Here is a 25,758-nt window from a genome sequence, read left to right on the forward strand (position 1 = left end):
TAGTCTGAATTGGAAAAATGTATAAAAAACCAACTCTTAGTCCACGAGTCGCAGATATCTAAGGTTTCCGGAGACCTCGGAACCTCCGGAAAATCAGTCCTTATCTATCAACAAGCCGTTACAGGCCGGCCTAAGAGTTGGACGGGAAAAATTATTGGCTTAAGCCACGGGTATTAGCGTTTTGCTGCTCATTGATATAGCTTTCAATCAAATTAATTTTGTCACCAAGGTATTCTTTTACCCGCCCATCTTTCAGGGCTTTCAATTCGCCGGCTGAGACTTCAACACCCTCTACACCGCTAAGTATCTGGATTGCCTTGTCTACAGCACTGATTTTGTTGCGAGCGCTGCCTACTTCATGCTTGAAGATTCTCGCCCAGTTGGAACCGTACTCTGAGCCTGATTTTTTCCATTCATCAGCTCGAGCCTGTTTATAACTTTGAAGATTATTGATGATGTCCGAAAATTCTCCTCTGATCACAGCTTCTGTACGGCTTATATTGTTTGATTGATGCTTATTGAAACTGGAGAGAGTGCTTACATGATGATTTGCGACAACAAAGCAATTGGGCTTAATCGGAAGGTGTGGATGGTCTATGATTTCCTGAAGATTATCGGGATGATCATCAAAGAAATCCACTTCGATTTCTTCGTCAGTCTTCAAAATCGTAGGTAATGCACCTGTTAAAGTGACGAATTGTTCGACTTTTCCTTTTGGATAAAAATCTGCAGCATTCACCTCAGGAGCCTGAGCCAGTAATTGCCTTACAACAACCTCTTCCTGAGTGACCACTTCTCTGAAAGGGGCTAAATTCAAGTCTTCACCCTGTTCGATTAATGCTTTTTTAAGGTTTTGCTCGAAAGGCTTAAGTTCAGTTTCATAATAGGATAACGGACTGTTAAAAAAACGATCCACGGAGGTGGACACCTTGACCTGTTTACCTAATAAAGCACTTAATTTGTCAACAGCATCAGGCGTTACTAAAATATCATTCTCAGTGACGGGATCCCCACCACGCCATATATTAGCCTGTATTGTCTGGATATACTTACTTCTCTGAGTAAACAGGATGACTTCATCATAAGCTTTTAATTTTTCTGCCAGGGCAAGATTCAGCTTGCCGTCCTGTATTAGACAACCGTCAATATCCACTAAAGCCACTTTTTTAGTCATTTATTATCTCAAGTGTTGGTATTAATTATTATTGTAATCGTTAATTATTAAGGATTTATGACAGGTTTCTTAAGGGAGAATTAAGCAACAGCTTGATCTTAATTGACTTTCGGGATAGCGCACCTAAAGCCGTTCAAAGATTGTGCGTGTATTAAATCCGAATAAACGCTCATGCATGCGGTAGGCATATTCATCAGTCATATTGGCAATATAATCACAGACTACACGCATCGCTTCATCGTCTGAAGAGGCCTCGTTATAAAGCTGTCGATTTTTGGTGTCCAGTAAACTGGTCGGGTTTGAGCTGATCGCCTCAAACAGTCGCAGAACCACGGTTTGCCCGCCGTATTCAAAGGTTCTTGCTTCCTGGGAATCAATGACGTGCTGATAAACGCAATTTTTCAGATAGTCAAGCAGACGGCCTGCTTCAGGTAAGAGATTAATATTATATTTTAGTAAGGGGTTTTCAAAATTGGCGTCAGTGGTTTCAATCTGAGTGGCTGTAATCAGATAATTAACCATTTCACCGATGGCCTGTTTGCGCTCGAAAAGCTGACTTGAAAATAAATGATTGAGCAGAGCGCCGCGCTGCTGGCCAAGCGGGGTGTTGTCGATAAGGCTATGAAAGCCGGCATTATCAATCTTGTCACGAGTAATCAGGCGTAAGTGAATTGCATCTTCCAGATCATGTACTCCATAGCCGATATCATCAGCGACATCCATAATGGAACAATCGAAGCTATGAAAGGCGGACTTTCCATGTTCGTTTTGTGCTGGAGGTTTACGAAGCGATTGAAAAAGTAATCGATCGCCTTCACTAAACGGCGCAAGTAACCAGTCGACTTCTGCCTGTTCACAGTTAAAATAAGCCTTGGGAGGAAGCCAGTCATTGATGCGGATTGTTTTGTGCAAGGTGTTGACTGCTTCCAGTTTGCCCAGGCAGATCACTCGGCTTCTGGGAACAGGATACTTCAGAATCCCTAGCAATGTGCGCCGCGTTAAATCAAGTCCATAGGCGCCATAACTGTTTTCCAGTTTAGTTAAAAGCCGCAGCGTCTGGCCATTGCCCTCAAAACCACCATGTTCACGCATCATATAATTTAAGGCGACCTCTCCTCCATGACCGAAAGGAGGGTGGCCGATATCATGTAGTAAACAGATGCTGCTGATTAAATCTTCACTGGGAAGCAAGCCAGAGAGAATACTCTCCTGATGATTCACAATAAGATTACGCGCAATGCTTCTGCCAATGGACGCCACTTCAAGTGAATGGGTGAGACGAGTGCGATGGAAATCGCCTTCATCAGTTCCCAGAATCTGTGTTTTTCGCTGTAAACGTCGAAAAGCGGGGCAATGAATGACACGCGTTTGGTCGCGTTCATAGGGGCTGCGATGATCCTGAACACCGCGTTGGTGATTTAGGCCGGAGCGTCTGTGAGTCCACATGGGTAATAACCTCGATACTGATATGGATATTATTTCATCATGGTAACAGAAATAACTAAAGTTTTTTTTAAAACTGCAGCTAACAAGGGTATGAAACTCCAATAAGAATAAAAAAGGAGCCTGCATGAATACCTTAAAAATAGCTTCAATAGCGATAGTGGTAGTCCACTTGTCTTCTTGTGCAACGAGTCCTAGCACCAGTTATTCCACCTATGAAACGTATACCTACGAAAACATGCAATACTACGGGCACGGGGTTGGATCGGTTGATTATGGAAACTATGGCAATAATCAGGGTTATTATCCACCAAGCCAGGCTACCGTTCCTGATTCTTATTATACTGGAGGCAATAACCGGCCCGTGTCTCATAAAGATCAGGATAGAAACTGGGTTAATAATCAAAATCCCCAGGGTTACACTATAGAAATTGCTGATGGTGAAAAAGCCTCTCAGGTGGCTGGTAAATTGTATAAGACGCCTAAAACCGATCGGACTGCTCAAATCAAATATTATCGAGATGGAAAAACTTACTATAAAGGGGTCTATGGAACCTATAATACCCAGGAAGAAGCCGAGAAAGCTTTAAACGCACTGCCTGAGAATGTGAAACAAGGGGCGGGGGTCAGGAACTGGGGAAGTGTTCAGGGTACCGCAGAATAGAGAAAATCCCCTCTATCGAGTTGGGAGAGGGTTAGCCATTAAGTTAAGGAATTATTGTAGGTTGGGCCCTTGGCCCAACAAAGGGGTTGAACCACTCCAGAACTCCATGTTGGGCCAAGGGCCCAACCTACATGCATTATAGAGTTTCCTTAACTTAATGGCAGGGAGGGTTGATTGTAAAGAAAATTTCAGTAGCAATTTATTTTGCCGAGAGAGTGATTGTCAGCTTCACCACCCCTGCCGTCTCTGTTTTATCCATTGAAAGTTGCTTTAAAACGACCGCATAATCACTATTCAATTGCCATAGCCACTGTAAAAATTGCGTATAAGGCACTTTGTCATAACTAATCTGTATATCCCCGGGACCTGTTTGCTGCAGTTGATAAGCGAATGTTTTGAAAGGGGTATTACTTAATTGCGTTGAGATGATCGACAATAATCGCCCGTTATTAATCATTTCCGGTTCTTTACTGTTACGAGGACGCTGATTAATTTGCTTCATCCACACAAGTGTTTTCTGTTTATCTTCTAGTTGATTGGTTTTACTGACTACAGAGGTATTAAGCGGGGAGTAAATCAGTAAATAAAAGAGGTAAGCAACGGTGAACACGAGACCAATACTTAGAGTCAGACGATCCCGTTCACTTAAATTTTGCCAGAAATTCATCATAAGCTAAGCTCCAGGGTACTGGCGACTTGCTGCTCTCTTGTTGATGCCTGCGTTTGCTTTACTTTGACATTCAGTTTTTGTAACTGATTCTCCAATTTTTCAACGCTTGCGAAATCCTTACCAATCACAGTCACCTGCAAAACATGATTCTGATAACGAAGTTGTTCAACAGTCACATCGCTTGTATCCAGTGTTTTTGAGAGTTGATTTAGCAATACCCAGAAGGGGTTCTCGCTGTCATTCCCTTTCGTTTTTAACAATTGCTCAATACGAAATCTCGGGCTGATAACCTGTTGCGCCTGAGGGAAAAACTGCTTGTAAATGACTGCAATTTGCTTGTCCGTTTCTTCTATTTGCTGATTGAGCCGATAATTTTGCCATATTGTGCTCGAAAGATTGCTAACCAGCCACAAAGCCGCCATTGCAACTGCTGCGACTATCCAGCGTTTCTTTCCCGCAGTTTCGCTGCTTGCCAGAAATTGACCCTGTGCCATATTCATAGGATGACCAACCAGAAGACGTTTTGCCAGCCAGAGATATAAATTATCTTCATGAATTACTTGGGCCACTAAATGCTCTGGAAGCACCATGCTTTCCTTAAAAACAAAGAGCCGATGTTCCGGGCTTGCTTTTTTCAAGAATAAATCAGTAAGCGGCGGGTTTAATACTCCGCAGAATGTCTCATCATGAATAAGCAAACTATCTTCTGCGACACAAATCTCTTTATTCTCGAGAGCGAACCAATCGACAGTAAGAATATCCAGGTGAATGTCATTGTCTTTGAGAAGTAGAAGCAGTTGCTGCAAAAACTCTTTTTTGCAGGCTGCTACAAGATAATGACCCTGTTGGTAATATTGGCGATTAAACGCGAAATGAAGTTCGTCCACATTTTCTGCGAACTTGTCTTCAAGTGCGTAGGGGATAGCAATACGGGCTTTTTTTTCTCCCAGCCAGGGCAATTCAAGGCGGTGAAAGGCAAAGTGTTCGCCAGAAACCACAATGCAGGTACGATGATTGATTTGAATCTGTCTGAGTTCTTCAGCCTTTCGTTTTGCTAAAGGCTGAACAACCTGTTGGTTCTGATCCAGGCTTACTGATAAGAAGCTGTCGTCAGTCAGAGACTTGATAAAAACAAAACAGGTTGCCAAATGTAAATCCTTCTACTGAATTAGCTTTATGCGTAGGCATATTGTTTGGTAACATTTGCTTCAGCCCACTGATTTTTCAATTGCTGGGCTAACAAATAAACGGCCAGCGCATACTGTGGGCTGCTATTATAACGGGTTATCACATAAAAATTTGGATAAGCTAGCCAGTATTCCGGACCTTCCTGGGTAGTCAGCTCAATCAGGCCTGCTTTTTTCGGCACATGGAATGAAGCAGTTACCGGCTTAATTCCCGCCGCGCGTAATTGGCTGGTTTTGTAGGCAGCTGTCTTATAAGAGGTGTTAATGCGTTTATAAGCTGAACCGGTAATTTGGGCCGGCTGAGCGATTCCCTGATTAAAGGTCCATCCATGTTTGTGAAAATAATTAGCAACGCTTGCAATTACAGCATCATCATCATTCATCAGATCTTTTTTGGGATTGCCAGTGAAGTCTGCGGCGTAATAACGGTAGCTGCTGGGCATAAACTGTGGTTTACCCATCGCACCGGCATAAGAGCCCATGTATTGAGTAGGTGAAACGTGGTGTTCACGGCAGAGTAACAGATATTCGCCAAGCTCTTTGGTAAAAAACTCAGAGCGTTTTGGATAATCAAAAGCCAGGGTTGATAGTGCATCGAGAACGCGGTAATTGCCCTGATTTTTACCGTATAAAGTCTCAATACCGATGATTGCAACGATAATATTGGCCGGCACATGATATTTTGCCTCAGCCTTATTCAAGGCTTTCTGGTTTTTTCTCCAGAAATCAATACCGCCTTCAACACGCTGTGGCGTCAAAAACAATTGTTTATACACATCCCAGGTTTTCTTTTCATAAGGTTTTTCCATTGATTCGATAATCTGAGGCTGTAGTTTGACATCACTCATTACCGCGAGTAATTCAATTTTGTCAAAATTATGTTTTTTTACCATCGTATCAATAAACGCTTTGACGTCTTTTCTCTGGGTGAAACTGGCGTCGGCGAGACCGAAAGAAGAATAAAGAATGGTGAAAAAAGCAAAACCAATTGCAATGAGTCGTCGCATCGGATGTCCTGTCGGTTGAACAAAATGACCCATTGTAGTCAAGTAAACGACTATTGTGAAGAGGACTGGTGCGGTTATCTCAGGTGCTTGCCAGACTTAGACAAGATAGTTTTTACAGGTCATTACATTAAAAGCTTTCTGCTCAGTGATTATTAAGCTAGAATAAGCGCTTTTAGCAACAGGTTTTTAGAGTTGAGCGACCTATCCCGAATTCGTAATTTCTCAATTATTGCCCACATCGATCATGGTAAATCAACCCTGGCTGATCGATTTATTCAAATTTGCGGCGGACTTAGCGACCGTGAAATGGCAGAGCAGGTGCTTGACTCGATGGATATCGAGCGTGAGCGCGGCATTACTATCAAGGCGCAGAGCGTATCCCTGAATTACAAGGCGCGTGACGGCAAAACCTATCTTCTTAATTTTATTGACACGCCGGGCCATGTCGACTTCAGTTATGAGGTATCACGATCCCTGGCTGCCTGTGAGGGCGCTATCCTGGTGGTCGATGCCGCACAGGGTGTTGAGGCTCAGACGGTTGCCGTCTGTTATACCGCTATTGATCAGGAACTCGAAGTTTTGCCGGTTTTGAATAAAATCGACTTGCCTCAGGCTGAGCCGGAACGTGTCATTGCTGAAATTGAAGATATTATTGGTCTGGAGGCTCATCATGCCATTCATGCCAGTGCCAAAAGCGGCCTGGGCGTTGAAGAAGTTCTGGAAGCGCTTGTCAATCATATACCGCCTCCCACTGGCGAGATCGATGCGCCTCTGCAAGCCTTGATCATTGACTCCTGGTTTGACAGTTATCTTGGCGTGGTGTCTTTGGTGCGAATCGTCAATGGAAGCTTACGCAAGGGCGATAAGCTGAAAATCATGTCAACCGGGCGCAGCTATGAAGTTGATCAGGTAGGTATTTTCACACCGAAACGCACCAAGGTGGATGTTTTGCAGGCAGGTGAGGTAGGTTATGTAGTCGCTGGCATCAAAGAAATTCAAGGCGCGCCTGTAGGGGATACCTTAACTTTGGAAAAGAATGCGGCGATAGAACCTTTGCCTGGTTTCCAGCGCGTGAAGCCGCAGGTTTATGCGGGGCTTTTCCCGATCAGTGCCGATGATTTTGAGGCCTTTCGCGAAGCACTCGCCAAACTGAGTCTGAATGATGCTTCCCTCTTTTATGAACCTGAGTCATCTGAAGCGCTTGGCTTTGGATTTCGTTGTGGGTTTCTGGGCATGCTTCATATGGAGATTATTCAGGAGCGTCTGGAGCGTGAATATAATCTCGATTTAATTTCCACAGCCCCGACCGTGGTTTATAAGGTAGAAACGACCAAGGGTGAAACGGTGATGATTGATAACCCATCACAGTTGCCAGCTTCTCCCCAGGTCAAGCAGATGTATGAACCCATCGTCAGAGCAAACATTCTGGTTCCTCAGGATTATCTGGGGCAAGTGATAACACTTTGTGTCGAACGTCGCGGTGTCCAGGTTACCATGATGTATAGCGGCCGTCAGGTTTCTGTAACTTATGACATACCAATGAGTGAAGTAGTTTCCGACTTTTTTGACCGCTTGAAGTCAGTTAGCCGTGGTTATGCTTCGCTGGATTATAATTTCCTCAGATTCGAGCCAGCGGACCTGGTTAAAATGGATGTTATGATTAATGGCGAGCGGGTGGATGCCCTGGCAGTTATTGTGCATCGCAGTGCTGCTTACAGCCGTGGAAAAGCCCTGGCTGAAAAAATGCGGGAGTTGATTCCAAGACAAATGTTTGATGTGGCAATTCAGGCTGCTCTGGGTAATCATATTATTGCCCGCCAGACAGTCAAGGCGTTGAGAAAGAATGTGACTGCTAAATGTTATGGTGGGGACGTATCTCGTAAGCGCAAACTGCTGGAAAAGCAAAAGGCAGGTAAAAAGCGTATGAAACAGGTCGGTCATGTGGAAATTCCCCAGGAAGCATTCATGGCAGTATTTCAAACGGACAGGAAAAAATAATTCCTTAAATGTAGCTATCTCGCAGGAACTGAACTATGAATTTTGCATTGTTGCTGGTTGTACTTTCTCTCATCAGTGGCTTGATTTATTTGCTGGATGTTGTGTTTTGGCAAAAAAAACGTACGCCAGGAGAAAAGCCCAATAAGATAATTGAGTATTCCCGCTCTTTTTTTCCTGTTTTTTTTATTGTTCTGTTACTGCGCTCATTTTTAGTCGAGCCATTTCGCATTCCCTCCGGTTCTTTGGAGCCCACGTTGCTGGTGGGCGACTTTCTTGCCGTAAACAAGTTTGCTTATGGGCTTCGTATACCCGTGTGGGAAAAGAAAGTCATCCCTGTTTCAAATCCGAAAACCGGTGAAATTGCTGTTTTTCGCTGGCCACCTAATCCTGGCTTTGACTACATCAAGCGCGTGATTGGTGTTCCGGGCGATACAATCAGCTACCATAACAAAGTGTTAACGATAAACGGCAAGGTAATGAAACAATCCTTTGTTGAATACACTACCGATGAGAGTTCAGGAAAAGCTGTAGCGAAATACCAGGAAAACCTGAATGGTGTAAGCCACGATATTTTTGTTCGCCCTGATGTGGCGGCAACTGATTTTGAAGTAACCGTACCCGCAGGCCAATATTTTATGATGGGCGACAATCGGGACGACAGCGCCGATAGTCGTTTCTGGGGGTTTGTGTCTGATGAGTATTTGCGTGGCAAAGCCTTTTTGGTGTGGATGAGCTGGAATGGCAAAACAGACAGTTTGCGATGGTCTAAAATAGGACGATTTGTTAATTAGAATTATAATATGCATTAGGTTAAGGAATTATTGTAGGTTGGGCCCTTGGCCCAACAAAGGGTTTCACCACTACTCCAGAACTCAATGTTGGGCCAAGGGCCCAACCTACAGGTAATTGCAGATTAATGGCAGTGCTCCACGAACTGGAGCCCTTAATCCCATTAGTAATTTTCATAGACTAAGGATAGACATGTACAATCAGAAAGGAATGACGCTTATTGGTTTACTATTGACCGTTGTAATTATTGTATTCCTGGGGATATTAGTTATGCGTGTGGTGCCAGTCTATATACAAAATTATGAAATAAAACGGTCACTGGCTTCATTAAATAATTTGGACCCATCGCAATTTAGTTCAGATCCTATGGCCAATGTCAGTGTATTGAAAACCAGGCTTGTTAACCAGCTGGATTTGGAAAGCATTGGATTTATCAAACCAGAACAAATAAACATTACACCGAGTAATGGGAATTATCTGGTTAAACTTAAATATACGGTGATCAAACCTTTAATTGCCAATGTCAGTTTAATGTTTGATTTTGAAGAATCAGAAGAGGTAAAAGTTGGTTCGCATTGATTTAGAACGATTGTGCAGGCGCCTTGGCTATCAATTTGCCAAACCGGCCTTACTTAAGCAGGCATTAACTCATTGCAGTGTAAGCAATGAGACTAATAATGAGCGTTTTGAGTTTCTTGGCGACTCTATTCTCAGTTTTATAATCGCTGATGCGCTTTTTGAAAAATTCCCGCAGCAAAGTGAAGGCCAGCTTAGCCGGCTGCGCGCTTACCTGGTAAAGGGTGACATGCTGGCAGAAATTGCAGTAGAGCTTGAGCTGGGTGATTTTTTAATTCTCGGTCAGGGTGAACTCAAAAGCGGCGGATTCCGAAGAGCATCTATTCTTGCCGATGCATTAGAAGCAATCATTGCTGCAGTTTATCTGGACAGCGGCATCGAGGCCAGCAAGCAGTTAATTCTTAAGTTATTCGCCAGCCGTCTTGATTCAAGTGAATTACAGGATAATCTTAAGGATTCCAAAACTCAGTTACAGGAATTTCTGCAAGCAAGCAGGCAATCTTTGCCAGAATATAATTTGCTGCATATAAAGGGCGAAGAGCATGAGCAGCTTTTCTATGTATCCTGTGTAGTTAAAGGTTATAAAATACATACTGAAGGTTTTGGCCCAAGCCGGCGGAAAGCAGAGCAGGAGGCGGCCAAGCAGTTTCTAGCGCTTATAAAAGCGGAAAAGGCTTGATTAGAGCCTCGGCCTGTATCCTCATGAATTGCTAATTGGGTACATTTCTCCACAAATAGGTGTATACACACCCGCTCTTGTCATTTCCGCCTGCGCGGAAATGACAGGTTTAGATTATCGTCTTACTCCAGGCATAAGCATTTCTTGACTAAACAGAGGGCCCTTGGGAAAAGCTCGCATCATTTTCCTTCTGTATTTCTTTCACTATTTTTGCCGCAAGTTCAGGATTGCCAACAATATTCTCAAGATTCATAGGCTCGGGAAGAATCTTTTCTATCATACCAAGCCAGTGAGTAAGAGTTTTTCGATCTTGCATCACTTCTCGCCAGGGAAATAATTTAATCACCGCTCTGAAGGCCTCATCCAAAGTCAAACTTTTGGGATCATCAATACGAGAGCTTTGCTCTGAAGTCATTAATTGACCAAGTGTTTTTGGCGATGTAGAGCTGTTCGACTGCTGTATCAGAGACGGTGTGCTATGAGTCGTATTTGCCTCCAGCTTGGAGCCGCTTGGCTGTTTGATGAGACGGGGCGCAGTGGTTGTCGAGTTTTTGCGACGTCTCGTAAAGAAGCTGGAACTATTGCTCTCCACCTCATTGCCATTGGCAAAATCCGGATTTGTATTTGTTAACATTTCGCTGGCAGAAATAATGTCTTCCATGCACATGGTATACATTTGATAATAGGCTCGCAGAGGACTTAGGCAATTTTCCTTATATATTTTTGAATAATAGGTGGCCAGCAAGGGATCAAAGAAATAAAAGAACTTTTCAAAACTTTCATGAGGATAGAACTTGATAAAATGAATGAGGGTTTTTAAGCCTTCATAAATAGAAGGAAGATCTTCTGCGGTAAAACGGAAAGGGATCATCTGGTCAGTGATTAATTCCCCGCTTTCAGTATAGAGCTGCTGATTAATGAAATTTGTGCAGACCCTATTGGCCTCCCTGGCTGTAACCATGGCTTCCAGAAACAGATTTTCTGCTGTGTCTTTAAAGACTAATTTACTGACAATCGCTGACTGTATCGGTGGAATCATAAACAGAATGGATTTAATTCCTGCGCGGTGTTTGATAGTCGAGTTAACATTGCCCTGTAAAGTAGTGGTGGATTTTTCAGCGACCACTCCTCGTTCGAGCATCTGTGCACCAATGTCAATAAATACAATAGACCAGTTAATTAATTGACCTTTATTATCCCGGTGCAGACACACCTGATAGTTATCCGCTTTGCCATCCTCGGCACCAAGAATAAGGCTGCCGGCTGCCAGTGCCAAAGCGCTTTGTAAATCGAGTGAATTCCAAAGACCGAATAACTGTTGCTCTATTTGTAATATTTTATACTCTAATTCCTGCGGATTGCTTTTTAATACAGATAATGCTTTGTCGTCTATATCCAGAAATAACTCAGGCAATCTGGCGAGAAGAGATACCCATCGAACAATCTCATCAAGACTGCGGCCAGCGGTTAGTGTCGGCCATTTAAGGATAAAAGAATAAGCTTTGATTACAGTCGCTTCTCCTTCGTCTTTTACCAGCCGTTCTGATAAATTTTTAATTGTATCGGGAAGATCTGATAATAAACTTTGCAATGACTCCAGCTTGTCGCGCCCCGGAAGCTTTTTAAATTGTAAAATTCTCTCATCAGGGGCCATATTACGCTGATTATCAATTAATCGTGCAAATAGCTCAGTGATTTTTGTTTCGCGTATATAGGCACCTGTAATCCAGTGATACATCGCCTTCTTTAAAATATCTATACCGTGGCGAGCTCTTAATACATCGGTGATTTCCTTGATTAAGAGCCAGTGCGTTAAGGAAATACCCTCTACCGCAGAGCTCGCCTGGATATAGCGTGGAGGAAGTATTTCAGACTGGCCGTTTGCATTTTTCTGAATAAACACATTTTCAAGCCGCAGAAGTGTCGAAGGAGTTAGAAATGAGGGTGCCTCCTGGGGGAAGAGGGAATGGAAAATCTTTTGAATCAAGGCTTCTCTGCCAAATCCCAAAGGAGGAACCGGGCGATCTGTTTTGAAATAGACCTCACCCAGACGTACTACAAAGTGTGTCGCGTTAGTGAATATCCAAGGCTGTCCTCGGCCATTGGCATCAATTCCCAGGAGGCGATATGCTGTTTCCTGGGGGATACTTCGAGCTGGTATTTCCAATCCATTGATTGTGGCTGAAAATTCGTTTGACTGCGGAGAATTATAAAACTTTGCCAGTCGTTGCAGCAGGCTGAAAAGAAGCGGTATACATTCTTCCTGCGACCGTCTTGCCCCTGGCTTTGAGCGGGGTGATATCGGGGCTAAATTCGAGCAATAGGCACCCAGAGATAAAATAAGACGGTCAAGAATAGTACACATCATCACACAAGGGTGATGAATAGTTGCTTTACCTTTATCCGCAGCTGGTTCCTTAAATTGCAGTTGTTTTTTGATCTCATCCTCCTGAATCAATGCCAGGTGGCTGGGCGAAACCAGAAGCGGGAGAAGATGGGTCCTGATTATTTCCATTAATCTGCAGAGATCTTCTTTTGCCGGCTGAGTTACCAGAATGGGTATCTTGGTTTTGGAAGGAAAAGGGTGTAGCAGAGATTTAATATCGGATGCAAACGAGCGCTCGGATTGACTTTTCTTAGCAAGAAAGTTGCTGGTGGAAGGCTTAACCTGCAGAAACTTGGTATTTGAAGCATTATTATCAAAAAGAAGAGCATAGAGCTCTTTTATTTTTTTGAGATATTGTTTCATATCGCTGACTACAGGGGCGAGCGGCGCAATATTGTGCAGGGTATGAAATAAGGCTAGCCTGGTCTTTTCAAATTCGGCGAACTCAAATCGCTTATTATCGCCATGAATAGCCAGAATGGCACCCCTCAACTGTTCTTCGGAGCGGGGTGCTGCCAGTGATTGAAGTTTACCTGATAAAAGTACCTTGTCTTTCATATTCTCTCCACCTCAGTCCTGCATTATTGCAAAAGGGGATATCAGAAGCCTTAAAATTGCTCCAGGAGTTCAGATATCTCAAGCCATTCTTCTTCGGCTTTTTTTAATTCTTTGGAAGCTTTTTCCTGCTTCTTCAGAAGCTGCTGCAGTTTTTCTTGCTGAGTGGCGTCATAAAGTGATGAGTCACCTAACTCCAGTTCAAGTGCTTTCATCTGCTCATGATAATCATCAATATACTGTTCCAGTTTTTTCAGACGATTTTGCAGGGATTTTCGTTCCCGATACTGATTATTTCCCGAGTTATCAGCAGCATTTGATTTTAACGGTTCGGGATTAAGCAGCCAATTATGGTAATCCTCTAGGTCTCCCTGGAAAACACGGAGTTTTTGCTGATAAACGAGATAAAAATCATTCACGGTCGTTTTTAATAAATGACGGTCGTGCGAAATCAGTATTAAAGCACCTTCATAACTTTGCAGGGCAATTTCAATGGCTGTTCGCATGCCAAGATCCAAATGGTTTGTCGGCTCATCCAGGAGCAATAAGTTGGGCTTTTGCCAAACCAGTTTGGCCAAAGCCAGTCTTGCTTTTTCACCACCGGAAAAATGGGTAATTGGGTTCGTTGCCATATCTCCGATGAAATTGAATCCACCCAGGTAATCCCGAATAGCCTGTTCGCGAACTTCCGGAGAAAGCTGCTGAATAGTTTCTAAAGGGGAGAGACGAATATCAAGATCTTCAAGTTGATGCTGTGCATAATAGCCGATTTTCAGATGCGCAGAGCGATTAATCTGACCGCTCAGTGGGGCAATAGTTCCTGTTAATGTTTTAATCAGCGTCGATTTACCCTGCCCGTTAGGACCAATCAGTGCAATGCGATCACCAGGATTTAGTATCAGATTGAATTTTTTCAGAATAGGCTGGTTGATGTCATAGCCCGCAGTCACCTGTTCGCAATGAATTAAAGGGTTTCCAGCGCGAGGGCTTGGCAGAAAATTAAAAGAAAAAGGCGAGTCGGCATGGGCTTGTGCGATAACCTCCATTTTTGAAATCGCGTTAAGCCTGCTTTGCGCCTGTTTTGCTTTGGTGGCTTTGGCTTTGAATCGGTTCACAAAATCCATCATGTGATTTATTTTCTGTTGCTGCTTTTCATACATTTGCTGCAAAAGGCTGAGTTGCATAGCCCGTGTTTTCTCGAAGCTGCTGTAATTACCCGTATATAGTGTCATTTTACGCTGTTCGATATGAAGAATATGCGTACTCAGCGCATCGAGAAATTCACGATCATGGGAAATTAATAAAATACTGCCTGGTGTCTGCTTCAACCAGCGCTCAAGCCAGAAAATGGCCTCCATATCCAGATGGTTCGTGGGCTCATCAAGAAGTAACAAATCAGCAGGTTTCATCAAACAGCGCGCCAGACTGAGGCGCATGCGCCAGCCACCGGAAAAACTGTTTACTGGTTTTGACTGCTCCTCAGCACTAAAACCCAGACCATTCATAATGCTGGCCGCCAGCGCCGGTTTACTGTATCCGCCTGTTTGAGTCAGCGTTTCATGACAGCTTAAAACCTCTTCATGATTGTCCTCTTGTTCTGCCCGCTGCAACTTTTCCAACAGGTTCATGTAATCAACATCACCGCTTAGAACAAACTGCAGTGCAGGTTCATCAGTATCTGGCAGCTGTTGGGAAAGATGACTGATACGCAGATTATTACTGATTATACAATCGCCCTGATCAGCTTGAAGTTGTCCAAGAATTAAGGCGAAGAGAGTGGATTTTCCACAGCCATTATGGCCAATAAAGCCAACCTTTTGTTTTTCAAACAAGCTGATTGAGCTATCCTCAATGAGCACTTTATTGCCACGCGATAGTGAAATCTGACGCAAACTTAGCATAGTTTTACAAAACAGCGAAAATTTGTAGGATATTAACACACTTGCATGGAAAAAAAATGCCGGATTATCGATTAATAATCAAGGCGGGGGAAAAATGCAATTTAACAGGTGCCTGGTCTCCAATTAGCCTTTATAATACTGTCTGTTTATTGATATAATGCAGGCAATATAGTTCTCAGGTTGTATAATGAAAAAGCAGGATTTTTATTTTGAATTACCCCAGGAGTTAATCGCTCAATATCCCCTACCTAATCGAAGTGATTCCCGCTTGCTTTATTACAATCGAAAGCAGGCCGCTTATCAGCATCAGCAGTTTAAAAATCTGTCTGAACTATTAGAGCCCGATGATTTATTAGTCCTCAATAATACCAAGGTAATTCCTGCTCGTTTTTTTGGGACAAAATCGACTGGCGGCAAGGTGGAGTTTTTAATAGAGCGCCGCATGGCTGATAATCAATTTCTGGCTCATATTAAAGCGAGTAAAACCCCAAAAAACGGATCGCTCATTCAGCTTGAAAAAGCCTGGCAGGTAGAGGTCCTGGATAAGCTTGATGATCTTTATCTTTGTCGTTCGCTGGGCGATTTAGACTGCCTTTTGCAAGAGGTAGGCCATATTCCGCTGCCGCTTTACATTACCCGTGAAGATGAACAGGCCGACGAAGAACGTTATCAGACCGTTTATGCGAAACATGAGGGCTCTGTTGCAGCGCCAACGGCGGGTTTGCATTTTGATGAGTTTGTAATCAGCCAGTTGCAGGAGAAAGGGATTCGTCTGATGGATGTCACCCTGCATGTCGGGGCTGGAACTTTCAGACCCGTGCGTTGTGACGATATTCGCGATCACAAAATGCACCGTGAACAATTTGAAGTGAGCGAGGCAGTCTGCGAAGCGGTCAGCGAAACTCGCCAGCGAGGCGGGCGTGTAATTGCCGTAGGAACCACGGCCATGCGTACTCTGGAAAGTGCTGCCCGCGATGGATATTTAAAAGCTTGTAAGGGCGAAACAGACATCTTTATTTATCCGGGATATCAATTTAAAGTGTGCGACGGGTTAATCACTAATTTTCACCTGCCGGAGTCCACCTTACTCATGCTGGTTTCAGCGTTTCTTGGCCGAGAACAGACAATGGCTCTATATGAAGAAGCGATTGCAAGGCGCTATCGGTTTTACAGTTATGGCGATGCGACTTTGTTATTATAGTAATGCATGAGGAATTAAAATGTCAGGACAATTTACACCTGTCGTAACCACAACTGCCGGCAATTGTCTGAGCATGTCAAACTGGAAGTCCGCAGGGGCAGGACAACTCTCTTTTTATCTGGACGAGCTCCTGATGAAACCCGGATTGGCTTTTTTTAAAGACAATAGTCTTAATTTAAGATCCTATTGCGGTTGGTTGGGCGAATTAGTTTTGAATCTTGGTAGTCTACGAATACAAAACAGGCGCTGCCAGATTCGTTCCCGCTACGATGGGCAATTAATATCAATCGAATTGCCCGAATTGGCAGCACTGATTTTAAGATTAAATCCCGATTTTCTGGTCTTGCCCATAGTTGCTGATTCGCTGGACATTCTATGGCGTGATTTACCTGCCAGTATTAAAGTAATTTCCAATTCGTCTCCCTGTCCGGTGTTTGGTCTTCGTCCTTATTCTCCTGGAGAATGTTTTAACAGTTTTTATAGTATGGCGCAGGACAGCCAGCAGCCATTATATCTCATTGGCCAGTTTAGCTGGGAGCAATTTCAGCGGCTGGCAGGCTTGCCTCTTCATGTTGTGGAAAGTGATCAACCTGCTGCTGATGCCTTATCCGGGATGGTCTATATGAGGATGGAGGTGCTCAATCTGCAGGATGAAATATGGCGCATGGATCATCAGCCAATTGATGAGCATTGCAGCTGTTCGGCCTGCCAGCAAGGCCTCACCCGGGCATATTTCCATCACTTGCTGCAGCATACTCCCTTGCTTTGCCAGCGATTTTTGATTGAACATAACATCCATTATTGTCTCCATCATTTACCTTAGCAGCAATTCGCTATATGATGTCACGCTAATTTGCTGGCACTTTCTGCCGGAGTTTGTAAATGAAGTCAATTGGAGGAGAGGCTTATGAGTTTTTTTATCAGTGATGCGATGGCTGCACAGACGCAGGCCGGGCAGCAGGATGGCACATTTTCTCTGGTGATGATTCTTGCTATTTTTGTCCTTTTTTATTTTATGCTGATACGTCCACAGAATAAACGGGCCAAAGAACAACGTGAATTAATCAATAACCTGAAAAAAGGTGATGAAATCATTAGTGCAGGTGGCCTGGTTGGAAAAATCGTCAATCTTGATGAGCAATATATCAAGGTGAGTCTGGCAGATGGCGTTGAAATCATGATGCAACGAGCTGCAGTGAATGCAATTTTGCCAAAAGGCACAATTAAATCTCTATAAGTTTGGTAACTGGTAACGGAAATGCAGAACAAATATCCACTGTGGAAAAATATTGCGTTAGTTGTGTTGGCGGTGCTAGGGCTAATCTATGCCATTCCTAATTTATATAGTGAAGATCCAGCGGTTCAAATCACTTCTCAATCGCCCGTCGATGAACAACAACTGGCTGAGCAGGTTGAAACTATATTAAAGGACGCCAACCTACCCTATAGATCAATGAATATAGGTACAGATAGCATAGAGCTACGTTTTAAAACAACCGATACTCAATTACTTGCTCGCGATGCAATTAAAAGCAGTCTTGGTTCGGATTATACTGTTGCTTTAAACCTGGCAGCAGCCACTCCGGAATGGCTTCGCAAAATTGGTGCAGAGCCAATGAAGCAAGGGCTGGATTTAAGAGGCGGGGTTCATTTTTTACTGGAAGTGGATGTTGATAGCGTTATAGCACGCCGTTATGAAGGGCTGATGAAAAATATCGGCCAGAATTTGCGTGAAGCCGGCATTCGCTATAACGGAATACGCTATCAGCCAGATACTGGAGTTACCATACGTTTTCGTTCTGCTGATGTGGTGGAGAGTGCAGCGGCTGAAATAAAGGACAAGTTACCAGGAATTGTCGTTAGCAAATTAAAAGAAGGTTTTGGTTTAACCGTCGCTTTATCTCCAACAGAATTGAACAGCATCCGCCAGAATACCATTGAACAGACAATGGGTATTTTGCGAAATCGCGTCAATGAATTGGGAGTAGGCGAAGCGGTAGTTCAGCAGCAGGGCGCTACTCGGGTGGCCGTAGATCTTCCCGGAATTCAGGATGCAGCCAGAGCCAAACAAATTCTTGGCGGTACTGCGACTTTGCAATTCTATTTGGTCGATCAGGAGCATGATGCGCAGGTCGCCAAGCAAACTGGTGCTATACCGGTTAATAGTAAACTCTATATGATGGATGGGCAGCCCATTCTTCTGAAACGCCAGGTGGTTTTAAGCGGTGATTCAATTACTTCTGCGGTTTCAAGCTTTGATCAGCAAACGGCTAGCCCTTCTGTGCAGATCCAGTTGGGAGGTGGCGGCGAAAGTCTGTTCACTAAGATTACCCGTGAAAATATTGGCAAACGCATGGCGATTGTTTATGTCGAAACCAAAACATCCACTCAGACAGTAGATGGTGTCGTCAAACGAATTAACCGCCGCGAAGAGAGGGTAATCAGTGCGCCGGTTATTCAGAATGCCTTGGGTAACAATTTCCAGATCACTGGTTTGACAGACAGTAAAGAGGCCAGTAATTTAGCCCTTTTACTAAGAGCAGGCGCTTTACCCGCGGTAATTTATCCCGTTGAAGAACGTACTGTAGGACCTTCATTGGGCAAAGAAAACATTAAACGCGGCCTGGTTTCCCTGGAAGTGGGAATGGGATTGATTCTCATACTGATGCTGGTGTACTACCATTTCTTCGGATTGGTAGCCAATATCGCACTGTTTCTGAATCTCATCCTTTTAAGCGCCTTGTTATCATTGATAGGCACCACTTTGACCCTGCCGGGTATTGCCGCTTTCGTACTGACAGTGGGTATGGCTGTCGATGCCAACGTATTAATCTACGAGCGAATCCGGGAAGAACTGCGAAACGGTATGTCGCCACAGGCTGCTGTGTATGCCGGTTATGACCGGGCGTTTTCAACAATTATGGATGCCAACCTGACAACTCTGATTGTTGGGATCATCCTGTTTGCGATTGGCACCGGGCCTATTCGAGGCTTTGCGGTAATTTTATCGCTCGGGCTTTTGACTTCCATGCTGACCAGTATTACTTATACGCGTGCTATCGTGAATTGGTATTATGGTGGTCGTAATGTGAAAAAATTATCTATTGGTATTTAAGGCGAGGCAGAGATGGAATTTTTTAATCCAAATTCAAATGTCGATTTCATGGGAGCCAGGAAATGGACAGCGATCTTCTCGGCTCTCATTTTCATAATATCTATAGGTGCCCTGATTGTTAATGGTTTGAAATGGGGGCTTGATTTCACCGGTGGAACGCAAATTGAGGTCTCTTATGCGCAAGCGGCGGATTTAAATCAAATCCGCGATAATCTTTATAAAGAAGGATTTAAAGAAGCGCAGGTGGTCAGCTATGGCACATCCAAAGATGTATTGATTAGCATTGCTCCTAGAGCCGATATGGAACAATCCGTGCTGGTTGATAAGGTCATGTCGCAATTGCCTGGAGCCACCAAACAGCGTGTGGACTTTGTCGGGCCGCAGGTTGGAGAGGAGCTGGCTACCAAAGGTGCACTGGCGATTTTGGTCTCCCTGTTAGCGACCATGATTTATATTGCAATGCGATTTGAATACCGTCTGGCAGTGAGCTCAGCGGTTGCCCTGATTCACGACCCGGTGTTAATTCTCGGTGTGTTCGCTCTGTTTGGCATTGAGTTTGACCTCAAAGCCCTGGCTGGCTTATTGGCTGTAATTGGCTACTCACTCAATGATACGATTGTCGTATTTGACAGGGTCCGCGAGAACTTTATTAAAATACGCAGAGCCACCCCGCTGGAAATTATGAATACCTCCATCAATCAGACATTATCCAGAACAATCATGACCTCTTTGTTGACTTTATTCGTTGTGGTTGCTCTTTTTGTTTACGGTGGAGAAACCATTCATGGTTTCGCTCTGGCATTGATTATCGGTATTTTAGTGGGTACTTATTCTTCCATTTATGTAGCAGGCGCCCTGGCAGTTATGATGGGCCTTGACAGAAAAGACTTCCTGCCTTCTCAGCGGAAAGAGCTCGATGATCGCCCATAAAAATGGGTGATCTCAATCGCTGGAGGAGTATATTATTCTTAATAACCTAGGATGGGACCTCAGATGAAAAAAGCTGATTTGGAACAATATACCAAAAACTATTACGACAATGTAGGTGTTGTAAGATACTTATTCAAGAGCGAAAAAAAGATGGCAGCCCTTAGTGAGTTTGTTAACTCAATTAAGGACAATGTGGATTTGACCTCTCAACAAATACACAAACTGGCCGAATTACTGCTTACCAAACTGAAGCCTCATGAAGTTGAGCTGATAGAACTGGAGGCCAAACTGGCTGCCGTTGATCATCAGAAGAAGGTGTCAGGAAAGAAATTTCCCGATCCAAAAGCGGATTATAACAGCAGCCTTGTTGCTTTTTGGGAAATGGCCAATCTGGCTTTTGGACACTTTACAGTTCTTACCAAACTGGAAAAAAAAGGGACATTAACAGAAGATGTTACGCTTCTGTGCGCAACATATCCAACAATGGCCTCAAAATTAGCTGATAAGCTCATTGATCTTAATAATAAAGCTTGTCCTACCGCTTTTATATTATTAGCAGGTAAAATTGCTAAAGCGATTCCCAATCCTGAGAAATTATTGCAATTTTATGATTATGCGTTTAAGAATGCGGTTCCCGATGTCCTCTTTGCAAAATATATGGAACTTCAAATCATTTTGAGCGAAGCGGAGCTTGAGCTTGATCCAGCTATTCTATTTGGAATTGACCGATCGGAAATAGTGGAGGTGGACGCCTTAATTAAAAAGATGATTGAGCTTTCTAATGGCGAAAAATGGGATATCAAACCGTATCTGACATTCGCTAGCAAGAGTGGGAAGCATAGTGCTGAATTACATAAAGCTCTGGCAGATCTTTTTGCACTGAGCATTGAAGATAGTCTCCGAAAACCCCTTTTAGACCTCATGTTCGCTCACCCAGAGCACAGTGCGGCGGTGGTGAAGATTGCCGAGAGGCTTAAGAGCAGTGATTTATTAACTGAAATATACATTTCAAGATTAGAAGCATTTCTTAATCATGTGACTCCGGATGTTCTATTCGCAAAATATTTAAATCTGCAGGCAACTTTGAGCAAAGCTCAACTTGAGCTTGATACAGCTATTCTATTTGAGATTGAGAGACCGGCAATTGAGGATGTTGAATCCTTAATTACAAAAATGATTGAGCTTTCCAACAGCGAAAAATGGGATATCAAACCTTATCTGGCATTGGCTTGCAAGAGTGGGCAGCACAGTGCTGAGCTAAATAAAGTACTGCCAGGGCTTTTTACTCTGTGCAGTGAAGATACCCTGCGAAAACCTCTTTTGGACCTCATGTTTGCTCATCCAGAGCATAGTGGGGCGGTAATGAAGATTGCAGAGACGCTCAATGGCAATAATCTATTAACCGAAAAATACATTCCAGAGTTTGGAACATTTAAAAAAGATCTCCCTTATCTTGCGAGGCTTTTAGAAAGATTATCCGGGAGTGAAAATGCGCCATCGACGGAGAAAAAGGAGAGTTTATTAAATCCAGAAAATCTGGAACGTATTATCAGGGAGTCGAGCAATGTGAAATCGATTCTGCAGGGATGTCTGTATTTAGAGGCTGCCCAAAAGCTTACTCCGGATAATTTTACTCATATTTTCAGTAAACCTGCTGCCGCTCATGGACTTGCTCAGACATTATGCGGGAGAGATAGTTTTCCGGGGGCAAAAGACAAGAAGCTGTCAAAGCTGATTGCTGCAGAGAAACAAAAATGGCAGCGACAAAACAAGATGAATATGCCTGAGGACGACATAAATGCCTGGGACCCAGACAGTGAAAGAGAATCCTCATGCGAGCAAATGCATGCCAGAAGAAAGCTAAGCTTTTTTAAGCTGATGGAGGAAGCATTGCTGGCTGCACCAGTTTTAAATCAGGAGGAAAGCGCATCAGTCTCTATGAGTCCACAGTAGCGCGCTTGCGAACGATTCTAACACTAACGCTCGCAAAGACGACAAGTTAGTTGATTCGTTTCTGGTATGCAAAAAGCCGCGCAGGAATAACGCAATTGTACATGAGCGGCTGGCTAATTCATGGTTACATCAGTTCAGTCACTTTCTCTTCAGATAAAAGGGGATTTGCCTGAACAATTTACGGGAATTTTTTATGAAAAGAATAGGGATGTTGATTTTACTCTTACCACTGGTTTTATCGCTTACTTCGCACTTGAAAGACGAGCCTTTTCCACCGGATGAAGAAGATATTCCTTGTTTTTCAAGCGCTGGAACAGGGGCTTAAGAGTAGAAGCATTGCGTATAGATTGCGCAATGCTCACTCACCGTTGTCATTGAACCAGCGTAGAGGAGCTGCGTGTTAAAGCAAGTTATTCAGCCAGAAGACCATCTATTTTGGCGGCACAGATAAAATCATTGGCAGTTAAGCCATTTAAAGCATGGGTCATAAAGGTTATATGGCAATAATTATAACCGACCTCAAGATCCGGATGGTGGTTTTCTACATTCGCTATCCAGGCAACGGCATTAACAAAGGCCATTGTTTCATAGAAATTATCGAAAGAGAAAGAACGTTTAATCGCCTGATGCTCATTAACAACCTGCCATCTTTCATGCAATTGGGAAAGTAAATTCAGGATTTGTTCCGCATTGAGGGTTTGCCCAATTCCTTCACAGGACTCACAGTGTTTTTGACGCAAATCATTAGTCATACAGTCTCCTTATTGGCTGATAAACATGTCGGTAATGTAGCAAGCAGGCGTGCATTCTGTTCTTTTGTGCCAATACTTATTCTTAGATGATTGGGTAATGCATAAGGAACAAGCGGCCTTACGATGATACCATGCTGAAGCAGGGATTGGTAAACTGGTAATGCATTTTGCTTACAATCAATGGTTAAAAAATTACAGGCAGAGGGAAGACAGGACAAACCCAAATTACTAAATCCCGCAGCCAGTTGCTCCATACCCTGCGTATTCACACTTAAGGTTTCTGCAACGAAGTTCTGATCAGCAAGCGCCTCCATGCCTGCCTGCATTGCGACCTGATTAACTGCAAAGGGTAGTTGAACTCGCAATAGCAACTGAATAATATCAGGATGGGCTATCGCATAACCAAGACGAAGCCCTGCCAGCCCATAGGCTTTTGAAAACGTACGGGTAATAATTAAATTGGGATAACGATTTAAAAATTGAAGTGCACCGGGCTGGCTGGCTGGATAGGCAAACTCATAATAGGCTTCATCAAGAACAACTATGGTAGAGCTTGGAATTGAAGCCATTAAGCGTCCGATTTCCTGCAAATCAAGCAGTAAACCGGTAGGATTATTCGGATTCGCAATAAAGATCAGGGCAGTATTGAGCGATGTGCGTTTGATTAATTCATCAATATTGACTTCCCACTCATTGAGCGCCGGACATATAGAGGTCGGAATCCCCAGAGTTTGAGCCTGAATCTGATAAGAAATAAAGGCGTGCTGATGCGTTAAAATCTCCTTCCCGCTGTGGAGGGCAAATGCAGTCATCACGGTATTAAAAAGCAAATCGGAACCATTAGACAAGGTCAGCATGGCTTCTTCAACACCGAGATGATTCGCCAGTTGTTTTCTTAATGGATGGATACCGGGACCAGGGTAGGTCGCGATAGTCGTACTGCTCAGCTTTTCAAGTACATCCATGACATGCGGGCTGCAACCCAATGGGTTTTCATTACTGGCTAGTTTGATGATATTATCAACCCCTAGTTCGCGAGCAAGCTCCTCAATAGACTTACCCGGCACATAGGGATTAAGCGTTTTGATTCCTGGATGAGGAAGTGAGAAAAAATCACAGGCCAAAAGACTCTCCTTTTTCATGCCAAGAAAATATATTTACCCAAGTTAGCCTGAATTGCAACTCGTATACGCAGCCTGCCCAGATAGTACTGTCAGCAAAATATACTCTCCTGATAAAATAAAAACATATTGAAATTATATGTCCTACTTATTTATAAGTTTAATACAGTGCAAAGAGGATCTGAGAAATATTAAGTCTTCTTATAAAATATATTGAACAAGAGGGCTGAAAGAGATAATCTCTCCCTGCAAGTTTGACCTCGGGAATGAAAATGGAAATATACAAGGGATTTTCTTTGATTGAAGTGCTTATTGCCCTTTTTTTGGTTGGAACAGGAGCGCTGGGTCTTATCTCAGTACTTTGGCAGAGTTCACATCGGCTCAATGAGTCGCTTGACCAATTCTCTCAATTCATTATCCGTGTCAACCAGCAGGAAGAAGGTGGCCTTTTATGCGCTTTCAGCAGGGAATAAGTCTCGTTGAGTTGCTCGTCAGCTTATTTTTATCAAGTCTGTTATTGATGGTTCTCAACCAGCAATACATAAACACCCGGCAACAATACAGTCACAGTCAAAATCTGCTTGAGAAAGAAAATGATCTGCTGATGCTCGTTCAGTTGCTGAGGGATAGTTCGCGGCGTGCAGGTTTTAGTCCCTGCGCAAATATCGCAAGTTTAATTAATCCTGGTTTGGAAACGATACACATTGATAACCGTAAAATGGAATTGCGTTTATCGAGGATGAATGAAGCCTTTTCACGCCTGTTGGAGGAGAATGGAAAAATCATTCTGCTTGAAAAAAATGAAACGATAAAAGCGGGACAGACAATTGTCATTGCTGATTGCTTTCATGCGGAAACTCGCCTGGTAAAAATGACCAGGTTTAATCATTTTGGCCAGTTGCTGAAACTGGATCGCGCACTCATTTATCAATATCTTGATCCTGTCTATGCAGGGCTCTGGATTCAGGAGCAATTTTCTGTAGAAAACCATACCCTAACTTCTCCTGCACTCTTTTACACTTTTAATAAAAAAGAAGAACTGAGCAGCATCATTGATGGAATGAAGACTGAACTGATTAGAAAAGGCGCCTATTGCTTTCTAAAAACAATGCTATTTTTAAAAAAAAGCAAGCCAGTTGAATTATTGACGCGAGTCCGTGCTGTATGAAAAGCTCGCAGGGAATGATTTTAATCGTTTTTTCATTAATTTTAAGTTTTATTGCTTTACTGGTTATGGCTCAAAGCGAATCCTTATTTTTATTTTACAAAAATTTAGGACAGATGATTCATATTCAAAGCGAAATCCAGCTCCTGGAAGAGGAGGCCATTCGATTGCTAAAACAGAAAAACAATACATGTATAGTATTTGCTCAGGGAGCTAATGAAATTCTTCATCAGCTGCAATCCAGATCAGCATGCTGTATCATGCATGAGGAAAAAAAATACTGTTATTTGCTTGAAGATTTAGGTGAGTTTCCCTGTCTTCGGATCAAGAATAAGTACCTGAGTCATCAGTGGCGAATTACACTAAGCGATAATGCATTACGGCCCTTAATCATACAGATTCGCTACGCTGAAGCAGTGCGCCCTCAACAATGCCTGGAAAATCAATTCAGGGTGATAGAGGAAGGAGTCCAAAGTTTAAGAATACTGTAAA

24 protein-coding genes are annotated in these 25,758 nt (G+C 43.3%); 15 read left to right on the forward strand and 9 right to left on the reverse strand.

The window, feature by feature from the left end:
- Window positions 1-151: 151 nt before the first annotated feature.
- Both LXA66_RS04720 and LXA66_RS04725 read right to left on the reverse strand, forming a co-directional pair.
- Window positions 152-1,174, reverse strand: a complete 1,023-nt coding sequence (locus LXA66_RS04720; RefSeq protein ID WP_233012214.1) for a hypothetical protein — start codon at window positions 1,172-1,174, stop codon at window positions 152-154.
- A gap of 123 nt (window positions 1,175-1,297) precedes the next feature.
- A complete protein-coding gene (locus tag LXA66_RS04725) occupies window positions 1,298-2,620 on the reverse strand; it encodes an anti-phage deoxyguanosine triphosphatase (RefSeq protein WP_233012215.1) in 1,323 nt (440 codons plus the stop codon).
- A 124-nt stretch (window positions 2,621-2,744) separates the two neighbouring features.
- On the opposite strand from LXA66_RS04725, the gene LXA66_RS04730 reads away from it, so the two are divergent.
- On the forward strand, window positions 2,745-3,281 hold the full coding sequence (locus tag LXA66_RS04730; protein WP_233012217.1) for an SPOR domain-containing protein: 537 nt from the start codon (window positions 2,745-2,747) through the stop codon (window positions 3,279-3,281).
- A gap of 199 nt (window positions 3,282-3,480) precedes the next feature.
- On the opposite strand, the gene gspM is transcribed toward LXA66_RS04730, so the two are convergent.
- The 3 genes from gspM to mltB are packed head-to-tail and all read right to left on the reverse strand — an operon-like array spanning window position 3,481 to window position 6,145.
- Complete coding sequence (gene gspM / locus LXA66_RS04735; RefSeq protein ID WP_233012219.1) at window positions 3,481-3,951, reverse strand: type II secretion system protein GspM; 471 nt, start codon at window positions 3,949-3,951, stop codon at window positions 3,481-3,483.
- Window positions 3,948-5,099, reverse strand: coding sequence for a type II secretion system protein GspL (gene gspL / locus LXA66_RS04740; RefSeq protein ID WP_233012221.1), 1,152 nt, complete (start codon window positions 5,097-5,099; stop codon window positions 3,948-3,950). The genes gspM and gspL overlap by 4 nt, the downstream gene beginning before the upstream one ends.
- A gap of 26 nt (window positions 5,100-5,125) precedes the next feature.
- Window positions 5,126-6,145, reverse strand: a complete 1,020-nt coding sequence (gene mltB / locus LXA66_RS04745) for a lytic murein transglycosylase B (protein ID WP_233012223.1) — start codon at window positions 6,143-6,145, stop codon at window positions 5,126-5,128.
- Between the two features lie 192 nt (window positions 6,146-6,337).
- Between mltB and lepA the strand changes: the two genes are divergently transcribed.
- The 4 genes from lepA to rnc all read left to right on the forward strand — a co-directional run bounded on the left by lepA (window position 6,338) and on the right by rnc (window position 10,187).
- A complete protein-coding gene (gene lepA, locus LXA66_RS04750) occupies window positions 6,338-8,143 on the forward strand; it encodes a translation elongation factor 4 (RefSeq protein WP_058508877.1) in 1,806 nt (601 codons plus the stop codon).
- A gap of 35 nt (window positions 8,144-8,178) precedes the next feature.
- Window positions 8,179-8,934 (forward strand): signal peptidase I, encoded by a 756-nt coding sequence (gene lepB / locus LXA66_RS04755; protein ID WP_233012225.1) that lies wholly within the window; start codon window positions 8,179-8,181, stop codon window positions 8,932-8,934.
- A 190-nt stretch (window positions 8,935-9,124) separates the two neighbouring features.
- Entirely contained in the window at window positions 9,125-9,511 is a 387-nt protein-coding gene (locus LXA66_RS04760) for a DUF4845 domain-containing protein (protein ID WP_233012227.1), read from the forward strand.
- Window positions 9,498-10,187, forward strand: a complete 690-nt coding sequence (gene rnc, locus LXA66_RS04765; protein ID WP_233012229.1) for a ribonuclease III — start codon at window positions 9,498-9,500, stop codon at window positions 10,185-10,187. Before LXA66_RS04760 ends, rnc begins: the two co-directional genes overlap by 14 nt.
- Before the next feature lie 148 nt (window positions 10,188-10,335).
- Here the strand turns inward: rnc and LXA66_RS04770 are convergent, their stop codons facing one another.
- On the reverse strand, window positions 10,336-13,131 hold the full coding sequence (locus LXA66_RS04770) for a hypothetical protein (RefSeq protein WP_233012231.1): 2,796 nt from the start codon (window positions 13,129-13,131) through the stop codon (window positions 10,336-10,338).
- Between the two features lie 50 nt (window positions 13,132-13,181).
- Entirely contained in the window at window positions 13,182-15,029 is a 1,848-nt protein-coding gene (locus LXA66_RS04775; protein WP_233012233.1) for an ABC-F family ATP-binding cassette domain-containing protein, read from the reverse strand.
- 187 nt (window positions 15,030-15,216) lie between these two features.
- Between LXA66_RS04775 and queA the strand changes: the two genes are divergently transcribed.
- The 7 genes from queA (at window position 15,217) to LXA66_RS15815 (ending at window position 22,553) form a co-directional block, all read left to right on the forward strand.
- Window positions 15,217-16,230: a tRNA preQ1(34) S-adenosylmethionine ribosyltransferase-isomerase QueA gene (queA, locus tag LXA66_RS04780; protein ID WP_233012235.1), complete on the forward strand. Its 1,014-nt coding sequence runs from the start codon at window positions 15,217-15,219 to the stop codon at window positions 16,228-16,230.
- 19 nt (window positions 16,231-16,249) lie between these two features.
- Window positions 16,250-17,053 (forward strand): tRNA-guanine transglycosylase, encoded by an 804-nt coding sequence (locus LXA66_RS04785; RefSeq protein WP_233012237.1) that lies wholly within the window; start codon window positions 16,250-16,252, stop codon window positions 17,051-17,053.
- An 84-nt stretch (window positions 17,054-17,137) separates the two neighbouring features.
- Window positions 17,138-17,467 carry a preprotein translocase subunit YajC gene (yajC, locus tag LXA66_RS04790; RefSeq protein WP_233012239.1) on the forward strand — a complete coding sequence of 110 codons (330 nt, stop codon included), beginning with the start codon at window positions 17,138-17,140 and terminating at the stop codon, window positions 17,465-17,467.
- Between the two features lie 21 nt (window positions 17,468-17,488).
- Window positions 17,489-19,345 (forward strand): protein translocase subunit SecD, encoded by a 1,857-nt coding sequence (gene secD, locus LXA66_RS04795; protein ID WP_133138429.1) that lies wholly within the window; start codon window positions 17,489-17,491, stop codon window positions 19,343-19,345.
- Between the two features lie 12 nt (window positions 19,346-19,357).
- Complete coding sequence (gene secF, locus LXA66_RS04800; protein ID WP_233012240.1) at window positions 19,358-20,275, forward strand: protein translocase subunit SecF; 918 nt, start codon at window positions 19,358-19,360, stop codon at window positions 20,273-20,275.
- A 63-nt stretch (window positions 20,276-20,338) separates the two neighbouring features.
- On the forward strand, window positions 20,339-22,228 hold the full coding sequence (locus tag LXA66_RS04805) for a hypothetical protein (RefSeq protein ID WP_233012241.1): 1,890 nt from the start codon (window positions 20,339-20,341) through the stop codon (window positions 22,226-22,228).
- Between the two features lie 193 nt (window positions 22,229-22,421).
- Entirely contained in the window at window positions 22,422-22,553 is a 132-nt protein-coding gene (locus tag LXA66_RS15815) for a hypothetical protein (protein WP_255665272.1), read from the forward strand.
- Window positions 22,554-22,638: 85 nt separating this feature from the next.
- On the opposite strand, the gene LXA66_RS04810 is transcribed toward LXA66_RS15815, so the two are convergent.
- Together LXA66_RS04810 and hisC are read right to left on the reverse strand one after the other, a co-directional pair.
- The gene (locus LXA66_RS04810; RefSeq protein WP_058508863.1) at window positions 22,639-22,980 is read right to left on the reverse strand and encodes a 4a-hydroxytetrahydrobiopterin dehydratase; all 342 of its coding nucleotides are present in this window, start codon (window positions 22,978-22,980) and stop codon (window positions 22,639-22,641) included.
- Window positions 22,977-24,104 carry a histidinol-phosphate transaminase gene (gene hisC / locus LXA66_RS04815; protein WP_233012242.1) on the reverse strand — a complete coding sequence of 376 codons (1,128 nt, stop codon included), beginning with the start codon at window positions 24,102-24,104 and terminating at the stop codon, window positions 22,977-22,979. The genes LXA66_RS04810 and hisC overlap by 4 nt, the downstream gene beginning before the upstream one ends.
- Window positions 24,105-24,373: 269 nt before the next feature.
- Between hisC and LXA66_RS04820 the strand changes: the two genes are divergently transcribed.
- Genes LXA66_RS04820 through LXA66_RS04830 form a run of 3 tightly spaced genes read left to right on the forward strand, consistent with a single transcriptional unit; the run spans window position 24,374 to window position 25,757 of the window.
- Window positions 24,374-24,574, forward strand: coding sequence for a prepilin-type N-terminal cleavage/methylation domain-containing protein (locus LXA66_RS04820; RefSeq protein WP_133138432.1), 201 nt, complete (start codon window positions 24,374-24,376; stop codon window positions 24,572-24,574).
- On the forward strand, window positions 24,553-25,269 hold the full coding sequence (locus LXA66_RS04825; protein WP_233012243.1) for a prepilin-type N-terminal cleavage/methylation domain-containing protein: 717 nt from the start codon (window positions 24,553-24,555) through the stop codon (window positions 25,267-25,269). The genes LXA66_RS04820 and LXA66_RS04825 overlap by 22 nt, the downstream gene beginning before the upstream one ends.
- Complete coding sequence (locus LXA66_RS04830) at window positions 25,266-25,757, forward strand: hypothetical protein (RefSeq protein ID WP_233012244.1); 492 nt, start codon at window positions 25,266-25,268, stop codon at window positions 25,755-25,757. Before LXA66_RS04825 ends, LXA66_RS04830 begins: the two co-directional genes overlap by 4 nt.
- Window position 25,758 lies beyond the last annotated feature (1 nt).

Source organism: Legionella sp. 16cNR16C (assembly GCF_021297775.1).
GTDB lineage: Bacteria > Pseudomonadota > Gammaproteobacteria > Legionellales > Legionellaceae > Legionella_C > Legionella_C quinlivanii_A.